We start from the raw sequence: 26778 nt of genomic DNA, 5'->3' as shown, positions 1-26778 counted from the left end.
GGCCCGGCCCGTGCCGGGGGCCGGCCGCCCTGGTGCTTGCCGAAACGCGGCGCATTGATGGATACCGCCACTATCCTATGAGCGCTGCGAGGGAGGGGGCCCGCATGAAGCGACTCGGCGCGGGGGATCCGCGGGAGATCGGGCCGTACAGACTCCTCGCCCGGCTGGGTGCGGGCGGGATGGGCACGGTGTACCTGGGCCGATCGTCCGGGGGGCGGACGGTGGCCGTGAAGGCCGTCCGGCCGGACCTCGCGCTGGACGGCCCCTTCCGGGACAGGTTCCGCAGGGAGGTCGCGGCGGCGCGGCTGGTGTCCGGAGCGTTCACCGCCCCCGTGGTCGACGCGGACCCCGACGCCGAAGTGCCGTGGATGGCCACGGCGTTCGTGGTCGGGGTCTCCCTGCACCAGGCGGTCGCCGCGCACGGCCCCCTGCCGGAGGCCGCGCTGAGGATGCTGACGGCCGGGCTCGCCGAGGCACTGGTGGGCATCCACGCGGCGAAGGTCATCCACCGGGACCTGAAGCCGGCCAATGTGCTGCTCGCTCTGGACGGTCCGCACGTCATCGACTTCGGCATCGCGCGCGCCGTCGACAGCACGGCGCTGACGTCCACCGGTTCCGTGATCGGCTCGGCGCCGTACATGTCCCCCGAGCAGGCGCTCGGGCGGCACCTCACCCCGGCGAGCGACGTGTTCTCGCTGGCGACGACGGTCGCGTTCGCCGCGTCCGGGCACAGCCCGTTCGGGGACGGCGCGGTTGCGGCGGTGCTCTTCCGGGTCGTGCACACCGAGCCGGACGTGTCGGCGGTCCCGGGGAGCTTACGGCCGCTCATCGACCGCTGCCTGGCCAAGGACCCCGGGCAGCGGCCCACCCCGCGGGCCGTGATCGCGGCCATCGAACGCCCCGACCCCCGACTGGCCTTCGCCGGCGGCTCCCGGCCGCGCCCGTCGGCCGGTTGGCTCCCCGACCCCGTCGCCGCCGACGTCCTCGCCCTGCGGGCCGCGCTCGCCGCCCCGCCCGACCCCGAGCCGACCGCCCTGCTCACCGGCCTCGCCGAGGCGGTCGAAGCGCAGCGGCCCGGTTCCGCGCCCGGCCGCCGGAAGCTCCTCCTCGGCCTGGCCGGCGGCGCGCTCGCCGTCGCGGCGGGCGCCGGCGCCGTGGCGGCGCTCAGCCGGGACGGCGGTGCCGGCACCGGCGGCGGGAAGGACACGCCCACCACCGCGCCGCGGCCGCCGGCCGAGAGCGTCCCCGACGCGAGGCTCGCCTGGCAGACCCGGCTGCCGGCCTCGGTCGCCCAGGTCCTGCCGGGGAACGGGACCGTCGCCTGCGTGACGCTGGAAGCGGTCGTGGGCCTCGACCGGAAAGGTGACACGGCGTGGACGGTGAAGGGGGCGGACCACGAGATCGTCTTCTCGGTGACCGGCCCCACCGCCCGGACGATCGCCGCCACGGCCGGCGACCGGCTCTACGTGTCCGGCGCGACCACGGACGCCCGGCACGCGGCGGTCCTCGCGATCCGTATGGCCGACGGCAAGGAGCCGTGGACCGCCACCCTGACCGACCGGCGGGCCACGGGGGTGCTCGGTGTTCCCGGTGTCCGCGACGGCCGCGCCTACCTCTTGCCGCTGACCGGCGACGGGAGCAGCACCTCGGGGGTGGCCGTGTGGGCGCTCGAACTCGCCACCCGCCGCACCGCCTGGGTGCACCCGGCCGAGGCGATACCTGCCTTCTGGGGCCTGCCCCGGTCCGGCGGCGGGCTGCTCTACGCCGACGCCGACCGGATCGTGGCCGTGGACGGGAAGGGCAGGACGACCTGGTCGAAGAAGCTGAAACCCGTACTGGTCGGTGCCGCGGGGCGCCACTTCCTCGTGGCCGACGCCACCGGCACCCTGTCCGCGCTGGACCCGGCGACGGGCAGGCAGGCGTGGCGGGCACCCGGGGTCGTCGGCGCGTCCGTGCGCGGTGACGGCGTCGCGACCGACCCCCGGGGCAGCGTCGTGTTCGTCCTGCTGGAGGAGGACGGCGGGTTCGCCCTGGCCGCGCTGGACGCGGCCGGCGGCAAGCCCCGGTGGCGCAGGTCGATCCCGGCCGACGCCGGGGGCTCGGGCTCCTTCGGCGCGCGGCTGCTGTACGGCGACGGACACGTGTACCGCATGGGCGCCGACGGGATGATCTGGGCCTTCGACGCGTCGACCGGTGATCCCCGCTGGAAGTACGGCGGGTTCAGGGGCAGCAGTCCCATGAGCCTGGCCTGGGCCGCCGGCGACCGGCGGCTGTGCATCTGCGACACGGGGGCGACGACCGTCGCCTCACTCGACGCGAACGGAGCCTGACGATGGGCCACTTGGCGGCGCTGGAGTCGACCGACCCGACCGGGATCGGCCCGTACGCCCTGCTGGGGAGGCTGGGCGCGGGCGGTATGGGCGCCGTGTACCTGGGGCGCTCGTCCGGTGGCCGGACGGTCGCGGTGAAGCTGGTACGCCCGGAGCTGGCCGCCGACGCGGGCTTCCGCGCCCGGTTCCGCGCCGAGGTGACGGCGGCCCGCGCCGCCTCCGGCGCGTTCACCGCCCCCGTGGTCGACGCGGACCCCGACGGTCCGGTGCCCTGGATGGCGACCGTCTACGTGCCCGGCGTGTCGCTCGGCCGGGCCGTGGCGCTGGGCGGCCCGCTGCCGGAGCCCGCGCTGCGTTCGCTCGCGGCGGGCCTCGCCGAGTCGTTGACGGCGGTCCACGCGGCCGGCCTGGTCCACCGCGACCTCAAGCCCGGCAACGTGCTCCTCGCCCTGGACGGGCCGCACATCATCGACTTCGGTATCGCCCGCGCCGCCGACGGCACCGCGCTCACCGCCACCGGGATGATCCTCGGCACACCCGCGTACATGTCTCCGGAGCAGGCCGTGGCGGGACCGGTCGGCCCGCCGAGCGACATCTTCTCGCTCGGCGCCACTCTGGTGTTCGCCGCGCGGGGCGAGGGCCCGTTCGACGGCGGGGGCGGACAGCCGGCGGACATCCTGCGCCGGGTGGTGCGTGAGGAGCCGGACCTGTCGGCGGTCCCCGAGGGGCTGCGGCTCCTGGTCGCCGCGTGCCTGGCCAAGCGGCCGCAGGACCGGCCCACTCCCCGTCAGGTGGTGGAGCATGTGGGGCGGGGCGCCGTCCCCGCGGCGGGCGCCTGGTTACCGCCCTCGCTGGTCGCGGCCATCGAGGAGGCGGCGGCCGTCATGGCGCCCTCGACGGCCCCGGCCGCCCCGCCGCCGCCCGTGCCTCCGCAGGACCCCGCTCCGCACCGCACGGATCCCGGCCGGCGCACGCTGATGGTGCTCGGTCTCGCCGGCGGGGCCGCGGCGCTCGCGGGCGGCGGCACCGCGCTCGGCCTGTGGCTCGGGCGACCGGACGGGCCGTCGCAGCCGAAGGCACCGGCGGCGAAGGCGACGGCGGCGACGCCCACCGGGCCGACCGACCCGACGCGGCCGCTGGGCACCGGGACCGCTGCCAAGCCCCGGTGGACGGCCGCCGTCTCCGAACCCGTGGTGCAGATCCTGGGCGAGGGCGGTACCGTTCTCGCGCTCAGCGCCAAGAACCTCTGGGCGTTCGACCCGGCGGGCCGCCGCCGCTGGGGCCCGGTCGCCCACCTGCCGGAGCCGGCCGCCGGAGCGGTCGAGGGCCTCATCGCGGCCCTCGGTGACGGCATGGCGTACGCCGTGATGCGCACGGGGGCGAACGAACTCGGACGGGCCCTGCGCGCCGTCCGCCTCGGCACCGGCGCCACCGCCTGGACGCTTCCGCTGCCGTACGAGGTGGGCAGCCAGGTCGCGGTGTCGGGCATGCTCGACGGCCGGGTGTACGTCACCGGGACCGCGGTGTCCACGTCCATCGATCCGAAGAAGGGGTGGGTGGGCACGGCAGGCCCGTTCGTGTGGGCCGTGGACCCGGCCACGAGGAAGGGCTGGCACGTCGTCCTCGCGGACCCCGACACCCGCTACCCGCAGGGCGACCTGTTCGTGCCGTCCTCCGGCACCCGCCTCTTCTGGTCGAGCAGGAACACCGACGGCAGCGCGCAGAAGATCGCAGCCCTCGACGTCCGCACCCGGAAGACGGCCTGGGAGCGGCCCTCCCCCGGAGCCACGACCAGCACCACGGACCTGCTGGTGCAAGGCGGCCGCCACGGCCACTGGCGGGACGGCCCGCACTCCTCCGCCGGCGGCATGTTCCTGCACGTGACCGACCGGCTCTACGGCGTCGACCCGGCGGACGGGCACGTCGTGTGGACCTCCCCCAAGGCCCCGCTGAAGGGCGTGGTGGCGAGTCCGGACGGCAGGACGGTCTTCGCCGCCGGGTCGCAGGGCCTGGCCGTCGTCGTGTACGCACTCGACGCCCGCACGGGCGCGGTGCGCTGGGCCGGTTCGATCCCCGAGACGACGGGCGGCCTGCCTGTGCTGCAGGCCGCGGACGACACCGTGTACCTCGCCTCCGGCGGACGGCTGCACGCCTTGGACGCGGCGGACGGGAAGGTCCGTTGGACGTACGAGTTCTCCACGGTCCTGGCCGCCGGCCCGCCCCGCGCGTTCTGGGCCGGCGGCGGGCAGGTGTACGTCATGGGGACGAAGGGCCTCGTGGCCCTCGCCGCCGGCGGGCGCTGAAGGGCGGCCCGCGGTCAGGGCGGCGACCCGCCTCCGCGCCGGGCCCTGCGGGACTACGACGAGGCGGTGTCGGTGCCGGTGTCGGTGTCGGTGTCGGTGTCGTAGGTGTAGTAGCGGGTGTGGTCCAGCAGGTCGGCGGGCGTCACGTCGTTCCACGGGCGCATGGTCTCGTCGAGGTCCACGACGTCGCGGGTGCCGCCGCCCGGGAGGTACGGGGAGTCGGGGTGGCGGGCCTGCCAGTCGGCCCACAGCTTGTCGATGAAGGCGTGGTGCAGCCAGAACACCGGGTCGTTCGGGGAGACGCCGGTGGCCATCTGGCCGCCCACCCACACGTGGACGCGGTTGTGGAGGTTCACGCCGCGCCACCCTTCGAGGTGGTTGCGGAACCCGTCGGAGCCGCTGTTCCAGGGCGGCATGTCGTACGTGTCCATGGCGAGCACCGAGTCGACCTCGGCTCGGGTGGGCAGGGGGAGGCCGCCGGCGCCGAGGTTGCGGCGCAGGAAGTCGCGGCCGTCGACGCGGACGGTGATGGTCCAGCGGTCGCCGGAGCGGGCGAACGGGCCGTCCATGACCCGCCCGTCGCGGCTGCGGCCGGTGCCGCCGAGGAAGTCGGGGGCCCACAGGGACGAGCGGGGGGTGCGGTCGGCGGTCCAGTCCCAGTAGGGCAGGGTGACGTCGGCGTCCACGGACTGCAGCGCGCGCTCGAAGTCGAGCAGGAACCTACGGTGCCAGGGCAGGAAGGACGGGGAGCGGTGCCCGACGCGTTCGGCGTCGTCGCGGTCGCTCATGATGAACGCGTTGTGGGTGGTGACGAAGGTGTCGTAGCGTCCGCTGCGCTTGAGCTCGTGCAGGGCGGAGACGAAGCGGCGCTTCTCGGCGGGGGTGAGGGCCGCCTGGTTCTTGCGTACGGTCATGGGGGTGCGGGCTCCCGGGTCAGGCGGTGGCGAGGGGGACGAGCGGGGAGCCCTGGAGCTCCACGACGGCGGCGCGGGCCGCCGCGCGGGGCGAGGGGACCGGGTCGTAGTGGGTGATGACGCTGATCCAGGTGCCGTCGGCGTTCTGCATGACGTGCAGTTCCTCGCCGTCTATGAGCACGGTGTAGCCGCCGTGGCCCGTGTGCCCGCCGTGGTGGCCTCCGTGGTGGCCGCCGCCGGACGGGTGGCCCTGGATGCGCCGGCCTCGGTAGACCTCGTCGAAGGCCGCGGGACCGTGCCCGGCGGACCGGGACGGAGCGGCGGCGGGCGCGGCGGCGAAGGCGGGCGCGGCCGCGGCGAGGGCGGGCGCGGCGGCCGCGGTTCCGCTGCGGCGGCGACCGTGCCGAGGGCGCGGCGGCGTGTGATTCCGGACATGCTGAGGGACCCCCAGGGACGAGTGCAGTGGTCGGATGCACCCGCGGCCGGATGCAGCGACCGCGGTGGGCATATGCCTACCGACCGACCCCGTCAGGGGGAAATTTCCGGAATGCAGTTGACCCGAATGCGGACAACTGCCCCTCAACTATCCAGAGTTCAACGAAGTTGATCTTGCTGCGGAGAGCGCTCCACCCCTCCCCCGCGACGCCACCCCAGGCGCCCGTGTGGCCGCCGCGTGAAGATTCTTTCGCGCGGCGGCCGCGAACGTGTCCCGGGTCACATCGGCAAGCTGTCCTTAAACCGCCCTCCGCCGGTTCGCCCGGAGCCACTCCCGGTTCATGGCGGTGATGGACGGCAGCGGGATCCCCTTGGGGCACACGCGGGCGCACTCCCCGGTCAGGGTGCACCCGCCGAAGCCCTCCGCGTCCATCTGCGCCACCATGTCCAGCACCCGGCTCTCGCGCTCCGGCGCGCCCTGCGGCAGCACGTTGAGGTGGTTGACCTTCGCCGAGGTGAAGAGCATCGCCGAGCCGTTGGGGCAGGCCGCCACGCAGGCGCCGCAGCCGATGCACTCGGCGTGCTCGAAGGCGGAGTCCGCGTCGGCCTTCGGCACGGGGGTGGCGTGGGCCTCCGGCGCGGAGCCGGTGGGCGCCGTGATGTACCCGCCGGCCTGGATGACCCGGTCGAACGCCGACCGGTCCACGACCAGGTCCTTCACCACGGGGAACGCGGCGGCCCGCCACGGTTCGACGTCGATGGTGTCGCCGTCCCGGAAGGAGCGCATGTGGAGTTGGCAGGAGGTGGTGCGCTCGGGGCCGTGCGCGTCGCCGTTGATGACGAGGGAGCAGGCCCCGCAGATGCCCTCGCGGCAGTCGTGGTCGAAGGCCACCGGGTCCTCGCCGCGCAGGATCAGCTCCTCGTTGAGCGTGTCGAGCATCTCCAGGAAGGACATGTCCGGCGAGATCCCGTCGACCTCGTACGTGGCCATGGCGCCGGGTGCGTCGCCGTTCTTCTGGCGCCAGACGCGCAGGGTGAGCCTCATGCGTAGCTCCGCTGGGTGGGGTGGACGTACTCGAAGACCAGGTCTTCCCGGTGCAGGACGGGAGGAGCGCCGGCGCCCCGGTACTCCCACGCGGCGGCGTACGCGAACTCCTCGTCCTTACGGGCCGCCTCGCCCTCCGGGGTCTGGGATTCCTCGCGGAAGTGGCCGCCGCAGGACTCGGTGCGGTGCAGCGCATCGAGGCACATCAGCTCGGCGAGCTCCAGGTAGTCGACGATGCGGTTGGCCTTCTCCAGGGACTGGTTGAACTCCTCACCGGTGCCCGGGACCTTGATCCGGCGCCAGAACTCGTCGCGGATCTGCGGGATCCGGTCCAGGGCCTTGCGCAGCCCGGCGTCGGTGCGGGCCATGCCGCAGTGGTCCCACATCAGCTCGCCCAGCTCGCGGTGGAAGGAGTCGGGCGTGCGGTCCCCGCCGACGGCGAGCAGCCGCGCCAGCCGGTCCCGGGTCTCCGCGACGGCCCCGGTGACCGCGGGGTGGTCCTGCGGCACCGGGGCCGGCCCGCCGGTGCGGGCGAGGTAGTCGTTGATCGTGGCGGGCAGCACGAAGTAGCCGTCGGCGAGCCCCTGCATCAGGGCGGAGGCACCGAGCCGGTTGGCGCCGTGGTCGGAGAAGTTCGCCTCGCCGATGGCGAAGAGCCCGGGGACGGTGGTCTGGAGGTCGTAGTCGACCCACAGGCCGCCCATGGTGTAGTGCACCGCGGGGTAGATCCGCATCGGCACCTCGTACGGATCCTCGTCGGTGATCCGCTGGTACATGTCGAAGAGGTTGCCGTACTTCGCCTCGACGGCCTCGCGCCCCATGCGGCGGATGGCGTCGGCGAAGTCGAGGTAGACGCCCTGCCCTCCGGGCCCCACTCCCCTGCCCTCGTCGCAGACGTTCTTCGCGGCCCGCGACGCGATGTCGCGCGGCACGAGGTTGCCGAAGGACGGGTAGATCCGCTCCAGGTAGTAGTCGCGCTCGTCCTCCGGGATCTCGTGCGGCGGCCGGGTGTCGCCCTGGGCCCTGGGCACCCAGATGCGGCCGTCGTTGCGCAGGGACTCGCTCATCAGGGTCAGCTTCGACTGGTGGTCGCCGGTGCGCGGGATGCAGGTGGGGTGGATCTGCGTGAAGCAGGGGTTGGCGAAGTGGGCGCCGCGCCGGTGCGCCCGCCACACGGCGGTGGCGTTGGAGTTCATCGCGTTGGTGGAGAGGTAGAAGACGTTGCCGTACCCGCCCGTGGCGAGCACGACCGCGTCCGCCAGGTAGGTGTCGACGCGGCCGGTCACGAGGTCGCGGGCGACGATGCCGCGGGCCCGCCCGTCGACGACGATCAGGTCGAGCATCTCGGTGCGGGCGTGCAGTTCGACGGTGCCGGCGGCGATCTGCCGGGACAGCGCCTGGTAGGCGCCGAGCAGCAGCTGCTGGCCCGTCTGGCCGCGGGCGTAGAAGGTGCGGGACACCTGGACGCCGCCGAAGGAGCGGGTGTCGAGCAGCCCGCCGTACTCCCGGGCGAAGGGCACGCCCTGGGCGACGCACTGGTCGATGATCTCGACGGAGATCTGGGCGAGCCGGTGCACGTTGGACTCGCGGGCGCGGAAGTCGCCGCCCTTGACGGTGTCGTAGAAGAGGCGGTGGACCGAGTCGCCGTCGTTGCGGTAGTTCTTGGCCGCGTTGATGCCGCCCTGCGCGGCGATGGAGTGGGCGCGGCGCGGGGAGTCCTGGTAGCAGAACTGGACGACGCGGTAGCCCTGTTCGGCCAGGGTCGCGCCGGCGGAGCCGCCGGCGAGTCCGGTGCCGACGACGATGACGGTGTGCTTGCGGCGGTTGGCCGGGTTGACGAGCTTCGCCTCGAAGCGGCGCCGGTCCCAGCGGTCGGCGATCGGCCCGCCGGGGGCCTTGGTGTCGGCGAGGGGCTCGCCGGTCGTGTACTGCGCGTAGGGACGGCTCATGTCAGCTCACCACTCCGGTCATGACGGCGACGGGCACGGCGACGAAACCCGCCGTGAGCAGCAGGGCCAGGGCGTTCGCGGTGGCCTTGAGGGCGCGGTCGCGGCGGACGCCGCCGGCGCCGAGGGTCTGGGCGGCGGCCCAGAAGCCGTGCCGGATGTGCAGGCCGACGGCGAGCATCGCGACGAGGTAGATGACGTTGCCGTACCAGGTGGAGAAGGTCGCCACGACGTTCTCGTACGGGTGGCCGTGCTGGGCGTTCGGGTTGACGGTGAGGGTCGTCAGGTCCAGCACGTGCCAGACGACGAAGAGCGCGATGATGACGCCGCCCCACCGCATCGTGCGGGTCGCGTAGCTCGCGCGGCGCCGCTTGTGGACGTAGGCGGTCGGGCGGGCCCGCCGGTCGAGCCGGCTCAGCTGGTACGCCGACACGCCGTGGGCGACGACGGCGGCGAGCAGCACGGCGCGGGCGATCCACAGCCCCCACTCGTGGTGGAGGACCGGGTCGCCCATGGTGCGCAGCCAGCGGCCGTACGCGTTGAACTCGTCGGGGCCGAAGAAGACCTTCAGATTGCCCATGACGTGCGCGACGAGGTAGGCGAGGAGGAGCAGGCCGCTGACGGCCATGACGGTCTTCTTGCCGAGGGTGGAGCCGAGGAAGGTGCGCCGGGGAGGGCGCGCGGGGGACGGTTTCCGGCCCGTCCCCGGAGGTTGCGTCCGCGATGCCAGAGCCATGCAGCCGACGCTAGGGCCGCACGTCCCGAAAGGTCCAAGTCATGGTGCGGCTGATCTCGATAGGTGCGGGCTATCACGGCTTAGGGTGGCGGTATGCAGTTCCAGCAGCTGGTGTACTTCGTGGCGGTCGCCGAGACCCGGCACTTCACCCGCGCCGCCGAGCGGACCCATGTGTCGCAGCCGTCGCTGTCGCAGCAGATCCGGGCCCTGGAGAAGGAGCTGGGCGCGGAGCTTTTCAGCCGGGCCCGGGGCAACATCGCGCTGACGGACGCGGGTGAGGCGCTGCTGCCGCTGGCGCGGCGCATCCTGGCGGACGCGGACACGGCCCGGCACGAGGTGCAGGAGCTGGCGCAGCTGCGGCGGGGGCGGGTGCGGCTGGGGGCGACCCCGAGCCTGTGCACGGGGCTGCTGCCCGACGTGCTGCGGGCCTTCCACGACCTGTACCCGGGGATCAGGCTGCTGGTCGAGGAGGGCGGCTCCCGCGACCTCGTGCGGGAGCTGGCGCGCGGGGCGCTCGACCTGGCCCTGGTGGTGCTGCCGCTGCCGAGCCCGGCGCCGGCGCTGACGACCCTGGAGCTGCTCCAGGAGGACCTGGTGGTGGTGTCGTCGGCCGCGGCCCCCGCGCCGCCGCGCCCGATGCGGATCGCGGACCTGGAGGGGCGGCCGATGGTGATGTTCCGGCACGGCTACGACCTGCGGGAGCTGACCGTCGCGGCGTGCCGGGCGGCCGGCTTCGAGCCGTCCTTCACGGTGGAGGGCGGCGAGATGGACGCGGTGCTCGGCTTCGTGCGGGCCGGGCTGGGGCTGGCGGTGGTGCCGAGCATGGTCGCGGCCCGTGCCGGCCGGGACGTACGGGTGACGGCGCTGGCCCCGCCGGGCCTGCGGCGGACCATCGCGCTGGCGCACCGCAGCGACGTGGCGCCGCCCCGCGCGGCGCGGGAGCTACAGCGGGTGCTGCTGCGGTCCGCGGTGGGCGGCGGCTGAGCCCGCGGGCGGCCGGCGCGGCGGACGGGCACCCCGCGGAGGCCCGCGTCGCGGGCGCTGGGTCCGCGGAGGGGGCCGGAACGGGGCGGAGGGCCGCTACACGGCGTCCGCCAGGGCCAGCGTGTGGATGCGGTCCGGGGTGCCGGGGCGGGCGTAGTACCAGCCCTGGGCGGTGTCGCAGCCCAGGGCGCGCAGCTGCTCCGCCTGGGCGGCGGTCTCGACGCCCTCCACGGTGACGGCCAGGTCGAGGCTGTGCGCCAGCGAGACGATCCCCTCGACGATCTTCAGGTCGACGGGGTCGGCCGGGTGCTGCTGCATGCCGCGGGTGAAGGAGCGGTCCAGCTTGAGGACGCTCACCGGCAGGCGGCGCAGGTTGGCGAGGTTCGAGTAGCCGGTGCCGAAGTCGTCCAGGGCGATGTCGACGCCCATGTCGGCGAGGTGCCGCAGCGGCTTGAGGAGGTCCTCGTCGGCGCCGATCAGGGCCGACTCGGTGACCTCCAGGCACAGCGCGCCGGGGGCCAGGCCGGAGCGGTCCAGGATGTCGGTGATGTCCTGGACGAGTCCGGGGTGGTGGAGCTGGGTGGGCGACAGGTTGACGTTGATGCGCAGCGGCCCGCCGTCGGTGTGGCGGCGCTTCCAGAACCGGGCCTGCCGTACGGCTTCCTCCAGGACCCAGCGGCCGAGCGGCACGATGAGGCCGGTGTGCTCGGCGAGCGGGATGAACCGGTCGGGGCCCAGCGTGCCGTGCTGGGGGTGGCACCAGCGGACCAGGGCCTCGGCGCCGTGCACGCTGCCGTCGCCGAGGTGGACGAGCGGCTGGTACTCGATGAAGAACTCGCCGCGGTCCAGCGCAGCGGGCAGCGCCGTGGTGAGGCCGTGCCGGGTGATGGCGCGGGCGTCGGCCTCGGGGTCGGCGCACTCGAAGCGGTTGCCGCCCGCCGACTTGGCGCGGTACATGGTGATGTCGGCGCTGCGCAGCACCTCGGCGGGGCCCCGCTCCCCCGCGCTGCCCTCCACGATGCCGATGCTGCCCCGTACGGTGATGTCCCGCCCGTCCAGGCTGATGGGCGCGGCCAGGGCGGTGAGGATCCGCACCGCGAGCTCCTCGGCGTCCCGGGCGGTGACGGACGGCCCGGTGGTGAGGGCCACGAACTCGTCGCCGCCGAGGCGGGCGACCATCTCGCCGGGCGCGGTCGCGCACCGCTCCAGCCGGTCGGCGACCTCCACGAGGAGCCGGTCGCCGGCGGCGTGGCCGAGGCTGTCGTTGATCGCCTTGAAACCGTCCAGGTCTAGGTAGCACAGCCCGAAGCGGGTGCTGTCGCCGGTCAGGGCCTTCTCCAGCCGCTCGAAGAACAGGGTGCGGTTGGGCAGGCCGGTCAGGGCGTCGTGCGTGGCCTCGTACCGGAGGCGGAGGTTGAGCAGCCGGCGCTCCGTGGTGTCCTCCATGAGCGCCAGCTGGTACTGGGGGCGGCCCTCCGGGTCGCGGAGCAGCGACACCGTCAGGTTCGTCCACAGGACGGTGCCGTCGGAGCGGTAGAAGGGCTTCTCCACCTGGAAGTGGTCGCGTTCGCCGCGGACCAGTTCGCCGTAGAGCTGCCACACGTGCGGGGCGTCCTCGGGGTGCACCCACTCGGTGACGTTGCGGGCCCGCACGACGGAGTCCAGCCCGCCGAACATCCGGGTGAGGGCCTCGTTGACGTCGATGACGTTGCCTTCGAGGTCGGCGATGCCGATGCCGATCGCCGCGTCCTCGAACACCGCGCGGAACCGCGCCTGGCTGGCGTGCAGCGCCTGCTCCGCGAAGGTGCGCGCGGTGAGCGCCGAGCGGGCGATGGCCTCCTGCTCGCTGAGGGTGCGCTCGCGCAGCGCCCGGGCGAACCCGGCGGCCAGCGCGTGCTGGAGCCGGGCGCAGCGGGCCCGCAGGTCGTCGGGGCGCACCCCGCTGGGTCCGCCGCCGCAGTACAGCACCAGGTACGAGTCGACGACGCCGAGGCTGCGGCTGAGCGCGTCGGGCTCGGTGCAGTGGGCGGCCACGAGGGCGGCCCCCACGCCCTGGGCGAGCGCGGGGTCGAAGGGCACGGCGTGCAGGGCGGTGCCGAGCTGCCGGGCGAGCGGCAGCAGGTGCTGTTCGAACTCGGTGCGCGTCATCGAGGTGGCCGTCACCGGGAAGATGGCCCGGCTCCAGATCGTCGCGAACCGCCGCAGTCTGTCCTCCAGGCCGTCCGGGTCCGCGTCGGACCCGGCTGCCTGCGCGCCTGTGCTCACCCCTTGCGCCCCACCCCGGCGAAGCCCGAGAAGGCGTAAGGATCCTCCTGCTCGGGGGAGTTCTCCGGGCGCCACCGCGGCGGCGCCACCAGGCCCGGCTCCACCATCTCGAAGCCGTCGAAGAACCGGGCGATCTCCTCGCGGGAGCGCATCACGAGCGGGTTGCGGATCTCCCGGTACACGCCGACCGTGCCGCCCGCCTGCTCCTGCGGGACGGGGACGCCCTCGTACGAGGCGTGGGTGAGGACCAGCAGGCTTCCGGGCGCCAGGGCGTCCCGGAGCCGGGCCACGGCCTCGTACGGCTCGTCGGCGTCCTCCAGGAAGTGCAGCACGGCGACCAGGAGGAGGGCCACGGGCCGGTCCATGTCGAGGAGTTCGGCGACCTCGGGGCTGTCGAGGATCTCCTGCGGCTTGCGCAGGTCCGCGGCGACGATCCGGGTGCGGTCGTTGCCCTGCAGCACGGCGCGGCTGTGGGCGACGGCGACCGGGTCGTGGTCGACGTACACGACGCGGGCCTCGGGGTCGGTCTGCTGGGCGACCTCGTGGACGTTGCCGAACGTCGGTATGCCGGAGCCTATGTCCAGGAACTGGGTCACGCCCTCGGCGAGCGCGTACCGCACGGCGCGGCGCATCACGGCGCGGTTCGCCTGCATGATCTTGGGCAGGCCCGGAATGAACTCCATGGCCTTGCGGGCGGCTTCCCGGTCGACCTCGAAGTTGTGGGACCCGCCCAGGTAGTAGTCGTAGATTCGGGACACGCTCGGCACCGAGATGTCGATGCCGGGCGGAGCCCAGGCGGGACGCTCCATCGTTTGACTCCCACTGTCGCCACGGTTGTTCGGCCCTGGCCATGTTCATGGCCGGTGTTCGAGCCGAGGCTACTGATCGCCCGGCGGGAGGGCGAGGGGAAACGGAAAAAAGCGATCCGTTCTTGGTCACAGACCGGTGGCACGTGCACGTGTCCGGGCGGGCGCCGCGCGGGCACGCAGGCGGCCGGCCCGCCGCTCCCGCGAGGGGTGGGAGGCGGCGGGCCGGCCAGGCCGGAGTCGCGTGTGGGGGACTCTACTCGGGCGCTCCGACCAGCTTTCCGTCGGGCGAGACGGCGTACCAGCTGCCGCCCACGCCCTGCCCGTTGGTGTCGCCGGGCTTCTTGTCGCCGGCGAAGGTGTACAGCGGCCAGCAGTCGATGGTCTGCTGCTTGATCCCGTCGGGACGGTCGAAGGTGACGAAGCCCCGGTTCGGACCGGACCCCTTCAACTCGACGCCCTCGGTGTCGTTCTTGTCGACGGGTGCGACCGCGGGCCACTTCTCCAGGCACGCGCCGGTGCAGGCCGTCTTCATCGGCCAGGCGGAGTCCTTCGTGAACCGGTACACCGTCATGCCGTTGCGGTCGACGATGATCTCGCCCAGCTTGGGGTCCTTCCGTACGGACAGCCCGGGGCGGTCCGCCTGCTCCGCCTGCTCGCCTTCCCCCTTGCCCTGGCCTTCGCCCTCCGCAGCGCCGCCCCCGTAGCCGCCGCCGGCCTCCTCCCCGGCGGCTTCCCCGCCCTCGCCGCCGGCGTCCTCCTCCGTGCCGCCGGCTTCCTTGCCGCCGGCCTTCTTGCCGGGCTCGGCCTTGCCGCCGTCGGGTGCCGCCGCGTACCAGGTGCCGCCCACGCCCTGGCCCTCCACATCGCCGGGCTCGGCGTCCTTGGCGTACCGGTACATGGGCCAGCCGTCCACGGTGAGCTGCTTGGTGCCGTCGGGTCGGGTGAGCACGCCGAGCAGCGCGGGGTCGACGCCGGTCGGCGGCTTGGCGCCCTCCGCCGTCACCACGGGCCACGCCTTGGCGCAGTCGCCCTCGCAGGCGGACTTCGGCGGGTTGGCCGAGTCCTTGTCGAAGCGGTAGAGGGTCCGGCCCTCGCTGTCGGTGAGGACCGTGCCCGCCTTCGCGGTCTCCTGCAGCCCGAGCTGCCCGGCCTCGGAGGTCGCCGCGGCCTCGGCGGCCCCGCCCTTCCCGTATCCGGCGCCGTACCCCTCGCCGTAGCCGGCGCCGCTGCCGGCGGGGGCGGCAGCGCCCACCGACTGGCCCTCCAGGCCCTTCTCCTGCCCGCAGGCCGTCAGCGTCATCATCGCCGCCGCAGCCGCCACGAGTGCGGCGTTACGCCAGGTCCTCATCCTCAACTCCCGTCGCTGTCAAGCTCTTCAGCGGCGTCCGCGGTGCGCCGTTCCATGGCCCTATGTACGGGGGGCGGGCCGGGGTGCGTTCAACGGGGCCGGAGATTCCGCGAAACTCCGCGGACGGCCCCGCGAACGGCGGCCCCCGTCGGCACACGGGACCCGCAGCCCGAGGACGGCCGCCTCCGCCCCGCGGCCCGCGGGCCGCGGCCCTCTGCCGGCGCCCCGCGGCCGACCCTGCCGCAGGCAGCCCCGGCAGGGCGGCCGCCCCGTCCCTGTTCCCTCACCATCAAGGCGCGGGCTCCCGCGCCGCGCCGTCGATCCTGGGCGCCGCCGGTGCTGTCCGCAGGGCGCGCCACCGCCCGGCACCGCGCGGCACGGTCGGGCCGCGGCAGGTCGCACGGCACCCGAGCGGGCACCTGGCGCCTCACCCTCCCGGGCGACGCCCCGGACGGCGGGGGCGCGGGCCCGGACGGCGGGCGGCGGGCGGCAGGCGGCAGGCGGCAGGCGGCAGGCGGCACCGACAACGGAAGGCGGGCGGTACGGGCGGCAGGGCGGCACCGACAGCGGACGGCACCGACAGCGAATGGCGGCGGCACGGACAGCGAATGGCGACGCCCCGGACGGCGGGGGCGCAGGCCCGGACGGCAAGCGCGGGCACGGACGGCGGGGGCCGGCGTGGGCCCGGACGGCGGACGGCGGGCGGCGGGCGGCGGGCGCGGGCGGCGGGCGGCGGGCGCGGGCGGCGGCCGTACGAGGCCGCCCGCCCCCGCGGCGAATCCGGCCGTCCTCCACCGCAAACCGCCTGCGGGCGCGCGGGGTCGACCGGCGGCGGGAGGGCTCCCGGCGCGGCCGGACGGAGACGGGCGTTCGAGCGTGCCGCACCATCAGGCGAATGACCGCTCTTCCGGGCGTGCGTGCTCGTTGAGCCGATCATGCTCTTCGGCGTGAACGGATCCCACGTAGCGCGGGTGCTCGCAGGAGCGGCGCTCGCCTGGCCGCTCCTCCTCCTCACCCCCGCCCTCCTCCCGCCTGCCGCGGCGGACGCCTGCGCCCACGCCTCCGTCGGGCCGGGCGGGGCCACCGCCACCTCCGCGGCCGGCAGCGGCGTCACCTGCACGCCGGCTCCCGTGCCCGTACCGCCGCCGCCTTCTCCGGTGCCGACGCCGACCCTGACCCCACCGCCGCCACCGCCGCCCCCGCCACCGCCCCCGCCGCCGCCGCCGCCGGAACCTCCGGCGCCGTCCGTGCCGCCCGTGAGCGCGGTGCCCGCTCCGCCGCCGCCCGTACCGCCCCCGCCGCCACCCCCGCCCCGGCCGGCGCCGCCTGCGCCGGCCCCTCCCCCACCGCCTCCGCCACCGCCGCCGCGCCCGGCACCGGCGCCCCCGACGCCTTCCCCGTCCGCCGTGGCGACGCCCGCGCGCGCGTCCGTGCCGCTCCCCTCCTACCGGGGCGCGCGGCGGGCCAAGCCGGAGAGCGGGCCCTCGCTGGTGTCCGTGGTGCTGCTCGTCGCCGCGCCGGCGATCTTCGCCGCCGCCATCCTCCGCCCCCGTTCCCGCTGACCGACCGAGAGAGGGATCTCCTTGTCCCAATGGCTTGTTCTCACCCTCGCGATGGCCGCCGCCTGCGCGGTGGTCCTCACGATCGTCGTCATCAACCACCGCAGGGTCGGCGAGGACGACGACCCCTCCGAGACGCCCGACGTCATCGAGTACATGACGATGATGATCGGCGTCGTGTACGCGATCGTCCTCGGCCTGGCCATCGCCGGCGTCTGGGAGGGGCGCGGCGCAGCGCAGGAGAGCGTCCGCCAGGAGGCGCAGGCGCTGCACGAGGTGCAGCTCCGCTCCGAGGTGTGGCCGCGGGAGGTGCACGAGGAGATCACCGACGGCGTCGAAGCGTACGTACGGCACGTCGTCGGCACCGAGTGGCGGACGATGGCCGAGGAGGGCGAGCTCACCGACAGGGGCACCGAACTGCTCCTCCAGGTGCGGCGCTCGGTCACCGACTACCGTCCGGCCGACGACTACGAGGCGGAGGCGTACCAGCCGCTGGTCGACCAGGTGGCGATGGCGGACGACGCCCGCAGCTCCCGCGCCGACGCTGCGGGCGAGACCATGCCGGGGCTGGTCTGGTTCGGGCTCGTCACGGGCGCGCTGATCGCGGTGGGCCTCATCTTCACGCTGCAGATCCGCCGCACGCCCCGCGAACTGCTGCTCGCCGGGTTGTACAGCTCGCTGATCGCGTTCCTGCTGTTCCTGATCTGGGCCATCGACGCCCCGTTCGGGCGGGGCGTGACCGCGACCGCGCAGCCCTTCCTGAACGTGTTCCCGGAGCTGAGGGGGTGAGCCGGGGCGCGCCACCGGGGTGAGCCGTGCGGGTGACGGCGTGCCCCGTTCGCCCGACCGGGCTCGCGGGGCCGGTGGGGCGCTCCTAGCGTTCCGGACGAAGAGGGTCATTCCCAGCGCTCCGCGGAAGCCCTTTCCGCGGTCGTCCCTACGGACCGGAGGCTCACGACCATGCGCGCGATAGGTGCCGCTTCCGCCGCCCTGCTCGGAGCGGCGGCTCTCGCTCTCACCGCTCCCACCGCCACAGCGGTGGATTCGTTTGTCGTCACCCCGTCGACCGTCGCCCCCGGTGGGCGGGTCACTCTCTCCGCGCCGGGCTGCGCGGGGACCGCGATGGCCTCGTCGGCCGTCTTCGACACCGCCACCATCCCGGCCGGCGGCTCGGCCGCGGCCACCGTCGACTGGGACGCCCGCCGGGGTGCGGTCTACACCGTGTCCTTCACCTGCGCCGGGGGCGCGCCGGGCACGGCGCAGCTCACCATCGCGCGGGCCCCGACGACCAGTTCGACCGCCGTGCCGACCGTGACCCGCACCGTGGCCGCGACGCCGTCGGGCGTGCGGGGCGGACTCGGCGGCAGCGTCGGCGGCTGGCACACCGGCGAGCTGGTCGCCGGTACGGCGCTGGTGGTGGCCGCCGCCACCGGAGCGGTCTACGTGATCCGCCGCCGGGCCGAGAACCGCCGCCACTGATCCGCCGGGCACCGCCGCGGCGGCGCCCGGCCGCTCCGGCACGCCGTTCCTCCGGCGTGCCGGAGTCAGGCCCGCCCGGGGCTGACGGGCCGCCGCCCGGGCCCCTCAGCCCCGTGCCGATGCCGAGCCGCCGCCCGGAAAGCGCCACGCGCCCGCGCGGAGCCGGTCCCGCACGCACGCCGCCGCGAGTCGGCCCCGCCGGCGAGACCCGATCCCCGCACACGAGTGGGGCCGCGCCGGCGGAACCCCGGCCCCGGCACACGAGGCAGGCACCGCCGGACCCGATCGCCACACCCGCCGCACACACCCGCGGTCGCCGCACACCAGGCGGCGCGCACCAGGAGGCGCACCCGCGGTGCACGCCGGTCGCCCCGAGTCCTGGCCCGGACTCGGGGCGACCGGCGCGTCCGGCCTGGCCGGGAGGTTCGGCCGGTCAGGCCTTTCCGCCGTTCAGACGGCGGCGCCTGGTGAGGAACACGGCGCCGCCGAGGGCCGCGCCGGCGACGAGCGAGCCGCCCACGGCCATCTCGGTGGAGCTGGGCGCCACGGATCCGCCCAGCCCGCCCTGGGCGCCCCGGCCGCGGATGACCGTGAAGGTCGCCGTCGCGACGCGGGAGCTGTCGCTGCACCTGACCGCGAGGTTGTAGCGGCCGGGGGTGGCGTGGTCGTAGATCCGGGGGGTGGCCGCGGAGTGGCCCGAGGAGTTGACCGTGAGGGCGGTCTTGGGGAACGCGTTGGACGTCACGGTGCCGCCGTGGCCGCACCCCATGGCGCTGACCGCCAGGCTGCCGCCCTGGTGGACCTGGGTCGGGGAGACCGTGACGTTGGTCGGACCGTTGTTCGCGGCGGCGATCGGGGCGGTGAGCCCGACCGCCGCGCAGGCGGTGGCGGCCACCGCGAGGGCGCGTGAAGCACGCATCGTTGAACCTCCAGCGGAAGACGCCCCAAAGCGGTGCTCCGGGTAGTCGACGAGTGCGCCTTCCATGACGAACCCTCACCAAAGAGTGCGATCATCGCATTCCGACGCTCCGCCACCCCGGTGAGGCGGCGCGCCCGGCCATCCGGGCAGGCGCCTGACGGCGCCGCAGGTCACACCCCGTCACCTCGGCGTGTCGCCCGCCGCGCGATGACTCGGATGGGTCATCACCCGTCCGCCGCGCCGCCACCCGTTCGCCTCCCCTCTGATCGCCGGGTGCGCGGCGGACGCTTACCGTGCCGGGAGAGGCCACGAAGGGAGAAGCATGGGCCGCCTGTACCGCAGTGGCCGGGATGTGATCAGACGACGCCAGCCCTGGGGGGCCCTGTCCCTGGTCCTGCTGACCGGTCTGGCGATGATGCGCAACGGCGTGGACGCCCCGGAGGGCCCGCCGCAGCCCGCCGCGGCCGCCTCGCCGCAGGCGGGCCGGGTCGTCGCGGCGCCCGTGCCGGAGGCGGGCCTGCGGCCCCTGGAGTACGCGCCGGCGTCCCGGGTGCGGATCGAGGCGCTGAAGGTGGACGCGCCCGTCATGGACGTGGGACTCGACGCGGAGGGCTGGATCAGCGCGCCGCCGCCCCAGGACAGGAATCTCGCCGGCTGGTACCAGAACGGCATCTCGCCCGGGCAGCGGGGCACCTCGGTGATCGTCGGCCACGTGGACAACGAGGAGGGCCCGGCCGTCTTCTACGGCCTCGGGTCGCTCAGGCCGGGGCAGCGGGTGGAGGTGACCCGGTACGACGGCCGGGTCGCGGTCTTCCAGGTGTACGGCGTCGAGGTCTTCTCGAAGGACGACTTCCCGGGGGTGCGGGTGTACGGGGACACCGGGCATCCGGAGCTGCGGGTGATCACCTGCGGCGGCGGCTACTCGCGGGCCGGCGGCTACGACGGGAACGTGGTGGTCTTCGCCCGTATGGTGGCGACCCGCTGACACGGGTCGCCGCACGCGGCGGTCCGGGGGCCGCGCCCCCGGACCGGGTCACCGGCGGGGCACGGTGAGGTGGTAGCCCTCGTCCAGCAGCCGGGGGAGGTAGGTGCGCAGCGCCGTCACGGTCTGCGAGCGGTTGCCGCCCGCGTCGTGGCTGAGCACGATGACGCCGGGCGCGGCCCCGTCCAGGACGCGGCGCACGATGGTGCGGGAACCGGGCTCCTTCCAGTCCAGGGTGTCCACGGTCCAGGCGAGCGGCTCCATGCCCAGCTCGGCGCCGATCTCGAACGAGTGCCGGTTCCAGGCCCCGTAGGGGGCCCGGTACCACAGGGGCGGCGAGCCGGTGGCCTGTTCGACGACCTCGCTGGTGGCGCTCAGCTCCTCCCGGATGCGGGAGGGCGGCAGCTTCGGGATGAGCGGGTGGGACCACGAGTGGTTGCCGACGACGTGGCCCTCGGCGGCCATCCGGCGGACCAGGTCGGGGTGCTGGGCAGCCATCTCGCCGCAGACGAAGAACATGGCCCGCACCCCGTACCGGCGCAGGGTGCGCAGCACCTCGGGGGTGTAGCGGGGGTCGGGCCCGTCGTCGAAGGTGAGCACCATCGAGTTGCCCGCGCCGGAGACACGCAGGAACGGCCGCTGCCGCACCGGGGGCAGGGCCCGCCGCAGCCGGGGCGGCGCGTTCGAGGTCATCGGCTGGAGGCGGTACGGGGTCGACGCGAGGCGCGGCCGGGCCGCGGCCGCCGGGGCCACCGGCCCGCCCGCCTGAGGGCCGCCTGCGGGAGCGGCGGGCCGCCCGGACGGCGGCGAGGAGGCCTTGCGGCCGGCGGTGAGGGGCGTGCGGCAGCGGTGCCTCCGGGGGCGGAGGCCCGGTCGGAGCCGAAGAGTCCCACGGCGGTGGTGGCGCCGAGCACCGCGGCGATGCGGAGCACGACGCGGCGCCCGGAGGGCATCTGATCCTTTTTCATGACTGATGCTCCGCACGGGCGAAGCCCGCGGGGCTCGTACGACACCGGTGGCCGGGCCGAATGCACCCGATGGGAGGAGCGGCGGCGACCCGGCGCGACGCGCAGCGGAGCCTCCCGGACCGCCCCGCCCGCTGCGGGAGGCGGCTCCCTCCCGGTGCCGCCCGCCCCTGCGGACGGCCCGCCCACGGGCCGCAGGACCGCTGACCGCCAGGCGGCCGACCGGCCGGGACGGACGGGGCGGCCAGGACGGGCGGACCGGGCGGGCCCGCCGGAGGTCCGCACCGCGGGCCGCGGCCGCCCCGCACCTCCCCGCACCGCCCGCACCGCGAGCCCCAGCCGCGCCGCAGACCTCCCGTACCTCCAAGCGGCGGGGGCGGGTTCAGCGGCCCAGGGTGAGGCCCGCGGCGGCGGCACCGCGGCTCAGGGCGGTGGTGGTGATGCGGTCGCGTACCGGGATGAGCGAGGTGTCGCCCGAGGCGATCGCGGCGCTCAGGTCCACCACCCGGTTCGCGGCGGTGTCGAACCACTGGGGCAGGAACTCCGCGCGGGTCACCTGCCAGCGCCCGCCCGGGGAGGACGGCGGGGTGAAGGTGAAGCGGCTGATGGTGCCCTCGTTGCCGCGCGGGTCGTAGGTGCCGGAGTGGTTGACCATCCGCCCGGCGATCTGGTCCCCCATGCCGTAGACGATCCACGTGCCGCCGACCTTCTCGTAGGCCTGCGGGACGTGCGCGTGGGTGCCGAGCACGAGGTCGACGTCGGGGCGGCCGTCCGTCGCCGACGCGGCCAGGGCGCGGCCCAGCCGGAGCTGGCGCGCGTCGGGGGCGGTCTGCCACTCCGTGCCCCAGTGGACGCTGACCACCACGACGTCCGCGCCGGCCTCCCGGGCCGCCCGGGCGTCGCTCAGGATGCGGCTCTCGTCGATGAGGTTCACGGACCAGGGGCGGTCCGCGGGGACGGGGATGCCGTTGGTGCCGTAGGTGTACGCGAGGTGGGCGACACGCGCGCCGCCCGCCTCCAGGAGGGTGGGAGTGGTCGCCTCCTCGGCCGTACGGGCGGACCCCGCGTGCCGCACGCCCGCCTTGTCGAGGTGGTCGAGGGTGCGGCGGATGCCCTCGGTGCCGGCGTCCAGGGTGTGGTTGGAGGCGGTGGAGCAGGAGTCGTAGCCGGCGTCGGCGAGCGCGGCGGCGACCTGGGGCGGGGACGCGAAGGACGGGTAGCCGGCGAAGGGGCCGCCGTCCGGGCCGTACACCGTCTCCATGTGGCAGATGGCCAGGTCCGCGGCGGAGATGACGGGTTTGACCCCGGCGAGCATGGGGCGGAAGTCGTAGCCGTCGCCGCCCGCGTCCGCGTGCGCCTGGCGGATGACCGAGTCGTGCGGGAGGACGTCCCCGGTGGCCGCGAGGGTGAAGGGGCGCGGGACCCGTCCCGCGGCGCCGGCGGCGGAGGTGGGTGTGGCGCCCGGGGCGGCCGGGGCGGCGGGGGCGGGCCGGTGCAGGCGGCCGCCGCGGCGAGCAGGAGCAGCAGGAGGGCGGAGGGGGCGGCGGCCGCGAGCGGGCGGCGGGGCGGGCGCGGAGGCGTCCGGGGGTCATCGGGGCTCCCTTGCGGTGGTGCGTGCGGGTCCGCGGAGGAGACGCGGGGCTCCCTGGATCCATAGGAGATGAAGGGGGACACCAATCCCGAAAACCCGAAAATATGACTAATTGGCTGGAACGGTGTCACCCGCTTTCCGCCGACCGCTCACCGCACCACTCGCCGCTCCGTGCGACCGCTCGTCGCACACCACGGTGCGTTGCCTGTCCCTCGGGCCCCGAATGCGCTCGTATACCGCTCGTGGTTCGTTGAGCGGCGGGAAAGGGCGTGGACGATGACGACGGCGACCACCGACGAACGGGCTCTCGCGCAGCTCCAGCGGGAGCACGGGCCGGCCCTGCTGACCTATCTGCTGAGCCTCACCTACGGCGACCGGCAGCGGGCGGAGGACCTGCTCCAGGAGACGCTGGTGCGGGCCTGGCAGCACCCGGAGGCGTTCGAGGCCCCGTACGAGTCGATGCGGCCCTGGCTGTTCACGGTCGGCCGGCGACTGGCCATCGACGCCCGCAGGTCGCGGCTGGCGCGCCCGGCGGAGATCGGCGACGGCGCCCTGGCCGCCACCCCCGACCCCGCGGACGCCACCGAGTCCGCGGTGGCCGCGCTGGACGTGCGGGCGGCGGTGCGGGAGCTGAGCCCCGAGCACCGCGCGGTGCTGGAGCGGATCTACTTCGACGGCCTCAGCGTGAAGGAGGCCGCGGCGGAGCTGGGTATACCCGCCGGCACGGTCAAGTCGCGCTCGTACTACGCGCTGCGGGCCCTCGGCCGGGGCCTTCCCGGCTACAGCCGCGCGGCGGGCGGCCCCGCGCGGGGCGGGCGCGGCGGCACGGGCAGGGCGCCACGCACCGCCCGCCCCTGATGCCCCTGCGCATACTCCCTTTCCCTCCCGTAGCACCGCGGAGGGGAACGTATGCGAAACCACACCGTCAAGTTGTGCAAAGAGCGGGCTCAGGGACCGCGGTTCGGTGGAGGCTCGTCCTCTAGGGGTGCGTGGCGGAGTTACGCGCGGAAGAGTACGTCCGGGAGAAGGTGGGAACGTTGCGGCCCGAGAGCACGAACGGCACCGGCGGGGGCGGGCTCGCCGTCCCGATGGACTGGCTGTGTGCCGAGTACCTGGCCGATGAGCTGCTGAAGGCGGGCGGTCTCGTCGAGACCGGCTCCCTCGAGTACGTGGCGGGGCGCAGGACGCTCGCCCTGACGATCTATCTGAGCGACGGCGCAGCACCGGACGAGCAGCTCGACGAGTGGCTCGACCGCACCTCGTACGACCACCCCTGGCAGGACTGGGTGCGGGAGCGGCTGACGGAGCGGCGGCTGCGCGAGGGAGACGGCGAGCCGGGGGCGGCCCTGGCCCTGGAGACCTGGCGGCTGCTGGAGGAGACGCAGCTGCTGGCCGCGGACCTGGATGCGCTGCCCGCGCCCCCCGCCCTGGGCGTGGTGGTGGACGAGTCGGCCCAGGTGTGGCTGCCGTCGTGGCGGCTCGGGCTGCCGCTGGGCCACCTGGCGCTGCACCTGTACTGAGCGGCGGCGGGGCGGGCGCGGGGCCGAATCGCGCCGTTGCCGCGGCCTGGGGGCGCGGCCATCCTGAGGGGGTCGCCGGCGCGGGTCGGCGGCGCGCCGAGCGGGGGTGGTGGCGTGGCCGGGGGCGTGGGGCCCACCGTGGGCGTCGAGGAGGAGTTCCTCCTGGTGGACGCGGCCGACGGCCGCCCTGTGGGGCGCTCCGACACCGTCCTGGACGCGGACCGGCGGCGGCACCGCCCCGGCGGGCAGGCGCCCGGCGCCGGACGGGAGTTCCAGCGGGAGCTGCTGTCGACGATGGTGGAGACAGCGAGCGGGGTGTGCACCGACCTCGCGCGGCTGCGGGGCGAGCTGACGGCGTCCCGGTCGCGGCTGGCGGCCGCGGCGCGCAAGGCCGGGGCACGGCCGGTGGCCTGCGGGACGGCCCCGATGGCGGCGCCGCCGCGGGCGGTGAGCCCCACCCCGCACTACCGGCAGATGGCCCGGCTGTACGGGCGGCTCACGGACGAGACGGAGACCTGCGGCTGCCATGTGCACGTGGGCGTGCCGGACCGGGAGGCGGCGGTGGCGGTGCTGAACCACCTGCGGCCGTGGCTGCCCGTCCTGCTGGCGCTGTCCGCGAACTCGCCGTTCCACCAGGGCGCGGACACGGGGCACGCGAGCTGGCGCACGCTGGTGCTGTCCCGCTGGCCCACCCACCAGGTCCCGCCCTACTTCGAGTCGGCGGAGCACTACGACCGGACGGTGACCGAGCTGCGGTACGCCGGGGTGCTGCCGGTGCGGGCCGCCAACGCGTACTGGTTCGCCCGGCCCTCGGCGCACCTGCCCACGGTCGAGGTGCGCATCGCCGACGTCACGCCCAGCGTGGACGAGGCCGTGCTGCAGGCGGGGCTCACCCGGGCCCTCGTCGCGACCGCCCTCGACGCGGTGTCCGCGGGCGGCGGGCGCCGCGGCTGCCCGAGCACGCGGTGGGCGCCGCCCTGTGGACGGCCGCCCGCCACGGGGTGCGGGGCCCGCCGTGCACCCGCTGTCGGGGCGGCGCGTCCCGGCGGCCGAGGCGGTGCGGGCGCTGCTCGACTGGGTGCGCCCGGCATTGCGCGCCACCGGGGACGAGGAGGAGCTGCGGGCCCTCACCGCGGGCGTCCTCGCCCACGGCACGGGCGCCGACCGGCAGCGGCGGCAGCTGGGCTCCGGCCCGTGGACGCCCCTGCCCATCGTGTGACCCGAGGGCCGGGCGGACACCGGGCCCCACCGCGCGGTCCGGCAGCGCCGGGGCGCCGCTGCCGTCGTCGCCGCAGGCGGTGGCGGTCAGGGCGAAGGCGGCGGCCCGCAGGGCCTCGTCGGAGGCCGGGCGCGGCCCGGCGAGCGCCTCCGCGTACGCGGTGGCGGGTCCCAGCGGAGCACGCCGCCGGGTCCCGGTCGTCCCCTTCTCAGGCACAGGGGCCGGTGTCCCGAGGCGCCCCGGGGTGCACGCCCGCGTGGTACTTCGGCAGGCGCACGGTGAGCTTCATGCCGGCGCCGACGCCCGTCTCGGCCACGAGGCCGTAGTCGTCGCCGTACACCTGGCGCAGCCGCTCGTCGACGTTGGGCAGGCCGATCCCCGAGGACCGGGGGCGCTCGCCCGCGAGGACGGCCCGCAGGTCGCCGGGGTCCATGCCGACGCCGTCGTCCTCGATGGTGACGACCGCCTCGGCGCCCGCGTCCCGCGCGGCGATGGTGATCCTGCAGGTGGTGCGGGAGTCCTCCAGACCGTGCTTGACGGCGTTCTCCACGAGCGGCTGGAGGCACAGGAAGGGCAGGCTGACCGGCAGCACCTCCGGCGCGACCTGCAGGGTGACCTGGAGCCGGTCCCCGAAGCGGGCCCCGGCCAGGGCGAGGTACTGCTCGACGGCCCGCAGCTCGTCGGCGAGCTGGGCGAACTCGCCGTGCCTGCGGAAGGAGTAGCGCGTGAAGTCGGCGAACTCCAGCAGCAGTTCCCGGGCCCGCTCCGGGTCGGTGCGCACGAACGAGGCGATGGCGGCCAGCGAGTTGTACACGAAGTGCGGGGAGATCTGGGCGCGCAGTGCGCGGATCTCGGCCTCCATCAGCCGGGTGCGGGACCGGTCCAGCTCGGCCAGCTCCAGTTGCACGGACACCCAGCGGGCCAGCTCGGTCGCGGCCCGGGCGAGCACGGCGGACTCCCGGGAACCGTAGGCCACGAGCGCGCCGAGGACGCCGTCGTCGGCGGTGAGGGGGGCGATGACAGCCCAGCGCAAAGGACAGCCGGGATCGTCGCAGGCGGCCCGCACACTGCGGCCGCGGCCCGACTCCAGCACCTCCGCGACGCCTTCCATGACCTGCTCCGCGTGGTGGGCGCGCCCCGGTCCGTCCCAGCCGAGGACGGCGGTGCGGTCGGTGAGGGCGAGCGCCTCCGTGCCGAGGAGCGTGCGCAGCCGCCTGGCCGCCTTGCGGGCGGTGTCCTCGGTGAGCCCGGCCCGCAGCGGCGGCGCGGCCAGGGAGGCGGTGTGCAGGGTGTGGAAGGTGGCGCGCTCCACGGGCGTGCCGAGGTCGCGCCCGTCGGCCCCGCCGCGCCGCGCGGTGAGCCGCCCGAGGGCGTACCCGGCGGCGAGCAGCAGGGTGCAGGACGCGGCGAGCGCGGCGGCGAGCATGCC

The 26778-nt window shown here is 75.3% G+C and carries 21 protein-coding genes and 4 pseudogenes; 13 read left to right on the top strand and 12 right to left on the bottom strand.

All coding sequences use genetic code 11. The features are described 5' to 3' along the window. Nucleotides 1-104: 104 nt before the first annotated feature. The 4 genes and pseudogenes from L6E17_RS22480 to L6E17_RS31585 all read left to right on the top strand — a co-directional run bounded on the left by L6E17_RS22480 (nt 105) and on the right by L6E17_RS31585 (nt 4633). On the top strand, nt 105-2330 hold the full coding sequence (locus L6E17_RS22480; RefSeq protein WP_236242564.1) for a PQQ-binding-like beta-propeller repeat protein: 2226 nt from the start codon (nt 105-107) through the stop codon (nt 2328-2330). Between the two features lie 2 nt (nt 2331-2332). Next, nucleotides 2333-3121 (top strand): annotated as a pseudogene (locus L6E17_RS31595) (serine/threonine-protein kinase); the annotation flags it as partial. Nucleotides 3122-3214: 93 nt separating this feature from the next. Beyond that, nucleotides 3215-3832 (top strand): annotated as a pseudogene (locus L6E17_RS31590) (hypothetical protein); the annotation flags it as partial. Next, nucleotides 3818-4633 (top strand): PQQ-binding-like beta-propeller repeat protein, encoded by an 816-nt coding sequence (locus L6E17_RS31585; RefSeq protein WP_374109124.1) that lies wholly within the window; start codon nt 3818-3820, stop codon nt 4631-4633. The pseudogene L6E17_RS31590 and the gene L6E17_RS31585, both read left to right, overlap by 15 nt. 53 nt (nt 4634-4686) lie before the next feature. Here the strand turns inward: L6E17_RS31585 and L6E17_RS22470 are convergent, their stop codons facing one another. From L6E17_RS22470 to L6E17_RS22450, 5 genes are all read right to left on the bottom strand, one after another. After that, on the bottom strand, nt 4687-5547 hold the full coding sequence (locus L6E17_RS22470; protein ID WP_236242562.1) for a tyrosinase family protein: 861 nt from the start codon (nt 5545-5547) through the stop codon (nt 4687-4689). A 19-nt stretch (nt 5548-5566) separates the two neighbouring features. Continuing rightward, complete coding sequence (locus tag L6E17_RS22465; protein ID WP_268985528.1) at nt 5567-6055, bottom strand: tyrosinase family oxidase copper chaperone; 489 nt, start codon at nt 6053-6055, stop codon at nt 5567-5569. Nucleotides 6056-6280: 225 nt separating this feature from the next. Beyond that, a complete protein-coding gene (locus L6E17_RS22460) occupies nt 6281-7027 on the bottom strand; it encodes a succinate dehydrogenase/fumarate reductase iron-sulfur subunit (RefSeq protein WP_236242561.1) in 747 nt (248 codons plus the stop codon). Beyond that, nucleotides 7024-8976 (bottom strand): fumarate reductase/succinate dehydrogenase flavoprotein subunit, encoded by a 1953-nt coding sequence (locus L6E17_RS22455; RefSeq protein ID WP_236242560.1) that lies wholly within the window; start codon nt 8974-8976, stop codon nt 7024-7026. The genes L6E17_RS22460 and L6E17_RS22455 overlap by 4 nt, the downstream gene beginning before the upstream one ends. Nucleotide 8977: 1 nt before the next feature. After that, nucleotides 8978-9709, bottom strand: a complete 732-nt coding sequence (locus L6E17_RS22450; protein WP_236242559.1) for a succinate dehydrogenase cytochrome b subunit — start codon at nt 9707-9709, stop codon at nt 8978-8980. A 93-nt stretch (nt 9710-9802) separates the two neighbouring features. Between L6E17_RS22450 and L6E17_RS22445 the strand changes: the two genes are divergently transcribed. Further along, on the top strand, nt 9803-10693 hold the full coding sequence (locus L6E17_RS22445; protein ID WP_236242558.1) for a LysR family transcriptional regulator: 891 nt from the start codon (nt 9803-9805) through the stop codon (nt 10691-10693). 96 nt (nt 10694-10789) lie between these two features. Here the strand turns inward: L6E17_RS22445 and L6E17_RS22440 are convergent, their stop codons facing one another. From L6E17_RS22440 to L6E17_RS22430, 3 genes are all read right to left on the bottom strand, one after another. Further along, nucleotides 10790-12958 carry an EAL domain-containing protein gene (locus tag L6E17_RS22440; protein WP_236242557.1) on the bottom strand — a complete coding sequence of 723 codons (2169 nt, stop codon included), beginning with the start codon at nt 12956-12958 and terminating at the stop codon, nt 10790-10792. Then, nucleotides 12955-13767, bottom strand: coding sequence for an SAM-dependent methyltransferase (locus tag L6E17_RS22435; protein ID WP_236242556.1), 813 nt, complete (start codon nt 13765-13767; stop codon nt 12955-12957). Before L6E17_RS22435 ends, L6E17_RS22440 begins: the two co-directional genes overlap by 4 nt. A gap of 253 nt (nt 13768-14020) precedes the next feature. Next, a complete protein-coding gene (locus L6E17_RS22430; RefSeq protein ID WP_236242555.1) occupies nt 14021-15115 on the bottom strand; it encodes a hypothetical protein in 1095 nt (364 codons plus the stop codon). Nucleotides 15116-16521: 1406 nt separating this feature from the next. Between L6E17_RS22430 and L6E17_RS22425 the strand changes: the two genes are divergently transcribed. The 3 genes from L6E17_RS22425 to L6E17_RS22415 all read left to right on the top strand — a co-directional run bounded on the left by L6E17_RS22425 (nt 16522) and on the right by L6E17_RS22415 (nt 18153). After that, complete coding sequence (locus L6E17_RS22425) at nt 16522-16677, top strand: hypothetical protein (protein ID WP_236242733.1); 156 nt, start codon at nt 16522-16524, stop codon at nt 16675-16677. Between the two features lie 21 nt (nt 16678-16698). After that, nucleotides 16699-17463, top strand: coding sequence for a DUF4239 domain-containing protein (locus L6E17_RS22420; protein WP_236242554.1), 765 nt, complete (start codon nt 16699-16701; stop codon nt 17461-17463). Nucleotides 17464-17634: 171 nt separating this feature from the next. Continuing rightward, a complete protein-coding gene (locus tag L6E17_RS22415; protein ID WP_236242553.1) occupies nt 17635-18153 on the top strand; it encodes a hypothetical protein in 519 nt (172 codons plus the stop codon). 433 nt (nt 18154-18586) lie between these two features. Here L6E17_RS22415 and L6E17_RS22410 read toward each other — a convergent pair whose 3' ends face one another. Further along, nucleotides 18587-19072: a hypothetical protein gene (locus L6E17_RS22410; protein ID WP_236242552.1), complete on the bottom strand. Its 486-nt coding sequence runs from the start codon at nt 19070-19072 to the stop codon at nt 18587-18589. Nucleotides 19073-19394: 322 nt separating this feature from the next. Here L6E17_RS22410 and L6E17_RS22405 point away from each other — a divergent pair, with 322 nt between their 5' ends. Beyond that, nucleotides 19395-20057, top strand: a complete 663-nt coding sequence (locus L6E17_RS22405; RefSeq protein WP_236242551.1) for a class F sortase — start codon at nt 19395-19397, stop codon at nt 20055-20057. Nucleotides 20058-20105: 48 nt separating this feature from the next. Here the strand turns inward: L6E17_RS22405 and L6E17_RS22400 are convergent. Both L6E17_RS22400 and L6E17_RS22395 read right to left on the bottom strand, forming a co-directional pair. After that, a pseudogene (locus L6E17_RS22400) lies at nt 20106-21022 on the bottom strand (polysaccharide deacetylase family protein). Nucleotides 21023-21401: 379 nt separating this feature from the next. Continuing rightward, nucleotides 21402-22385 (bottom strand): CapA family protein, encoded by a 984-nt coding sequence (locus L6E17_RS22395; protein ID WP_236242732.1) that lies wholly within the window; start codon nt 22383-22385, stop codon nt 21402-21404. Nucleotides 22386-22886: 501 nt separating this feature from the next. Here L6E17_RS22395 and L6E17_RS22390 point away from each other — a divergent pair. From L6E17_RS22390 to L6E17_RS22375, 4 genes and pseudogenes are all read left to right on the top strand, one after another. Then, a complete protein-coding gene (locus L6E17_RS22390) occupies nt 22887-23468 on the top strand; it encodes a sigma-70 family RNA polymerase sigma factor (protein WP_236242550.1) in 582 nt (193 codons plus the stop codon). Between the two features lie 179 nt (nt 23469-23647). Further along, entirely contained in the window at nt 23648-24130 is a 483-nt protein-coding gene (locus tag L6E17_RS22385) for a hypothetical protein (RefSeq protein ID WP_236242549.1), read from the top strand. 114 nt (nt 24131-24244) lie between these two features. Then, nucleotides 24245-25003: pseudogene (locus L6E17_RS22380) on the top strand (YbdK family carboxylate-amine ligase); the annotation flags it as partial. A gap of 142 nt (nt 25004-25145) precedes the next feature. Then, a complete protein-coding gene (locus L6E17_RS22375) occupies nt 25146-25349 on the top strand; it encodes a hypothetical protein (protein ID WP_236242747.1) in 204 nt (67 codons plus the stop codon). 208 nt (nt 25350-25557) lie between these two features. Here L6E17_RS22375 and L6E17_RS22370 read toward each other — a convergent pair whose 3' ends face one another. Continuing rightward, nucleotides 25558-26775 carry a histidine kinase gene (locus L6E17_RS22370; protein ID WP_268985542.1) on the bottom strand — a complete coding sequence of 406 codons (1218 nt, stop codon included), beginning with the start codon at nt 26773-26775 and terminating at the stop codon, nt 25558-25560. Nucleotides 26776-26778 lie beyond the last annotated feature (3 nt).

This window comes from Streptomyces sp. CC228A (genome assembly GCF_021390935.1).
GTDB lineage: Bacteria > Actinomycetota > Actinomycetes > Streptomycetales > Streptomycetaceae > Streptomyces.
The sequence above is the reverse complement of the archived record's forward strand: the minus strand, read 5'-3'. Positions and strand labels throughout refer to the sequence as shown.

Excerpts from the sequence above, each read along its gene's own strand:
- L6E17_RS22465 (WP_268985528.1), bottom strand. The coding sequence starts at position 6,055 with ATGCCCACCGCGGTCGCTGCATCCGGCCGCGGGTGCATCCGACCACTG.
- L6E17_RS22480 (WP_236242564.1), top strand. The coding sequence starts at position 105 with ATGAAGCGACTCGGCGCGGGGGATCCGCGGGAGATCGGGCCGTACAGA.
- L6E17_RS22435 (WP_236242556.1), bottom strand. The coding sequence starts at position 13,767 with ATGGAGCGTCCCGCCTGGGCTCCGCCCGGCATCGACATCTCGGTGCCG.
- L6E17_RS22450 (WP_236242559.1), bottom strand. The coding sequence starts at position 9,709 with ATGGCTCTGGCATCGCGGACGCAACCTCCGGGGACGGGCCGGAAACCG.
- L6E17_RS22410 (WP_236242552.1), bottom strand. The coding sequence starts at position 19,072 with ATGCGTGCTTCACGCGCCCTCGCGGTGGCCGCCACCGCCTGCGCGGCG.
- L6E17_RS22455 (WP_236242560.1), bottom strand. The coding sequence starts at position 8,976 with ATGAGCCGTCCCTACGCGCAGTACACGACCGGCGAGCCCCTCGCCGAC.
- L6E17_RS22445 (WP_236242558.1), top strand. The coding sequence starts at position 9,803 with ATGCAGTTCCAGCAGCTGGTGTACTTCGTGGCGGTCGCCGAGACCCGG.
- L6E17_RS22390 (WP_236242550.1), top strand. The coding sequence starts at position 22,887 with ATGACGACGGCGACCACCGACGAACGGGCTCTCGCGCAGCTCCAGCGG.
- L6E17_RS31585 (WP_374109124.1), top strand. The coding sequence starts at position 3,818 with ATGCTCGACGGCCGGGTGTACGTCACCGGGACCGCGGTGTCCACGTCC.
- L6E17_RS22405 (WP_236242551.1), top strand. The coding sequence starts at position 19,395 with ATGGGCCGCCTGTACCGCAGTGGCCGGGATGTGATCAGACGACGCCAG.
- L6E17_RS22470 (WP_236242562.1), bottom strand. The coding sequence starts at position 5,547 with ATGACCGTACGCAAGAACCAGGCGGCCCTCACCCCCGCCGAGAAGCGC.
- L6E17_RS22460 (WP_236242561.1), bottom strand. The coding sequence starts at position 7,027 with ATGAGGCTCACCCTGCGCGTCTGGCGCCAGAAGAACGGCGACGCACCC.
- L6E17_RS22370 (WP_268985542.1), bottom strand. The coding sequence starts at position 26,775 with ATGCTCGCCGCCGCGCTCGCCGCGTCCTGCACCCTGCTGCTCGCCGCC.
- L6E17_RS22415 (WP_236242553.1), top strand. The coding sequence starts at position 17,635 with ATGCGCGCGATAGGTGCCGCTTCCGCCGCCCTGCTCGGAGCGGCGGCT.
- L6E17_RS22430 (WP_236242555.1), bottom strand. The coding sequence starts at position 15,115 with ATGAGGACCTGGCGTAACGCCGCACTCGTGGCGGCTGCGGCGGCGATG.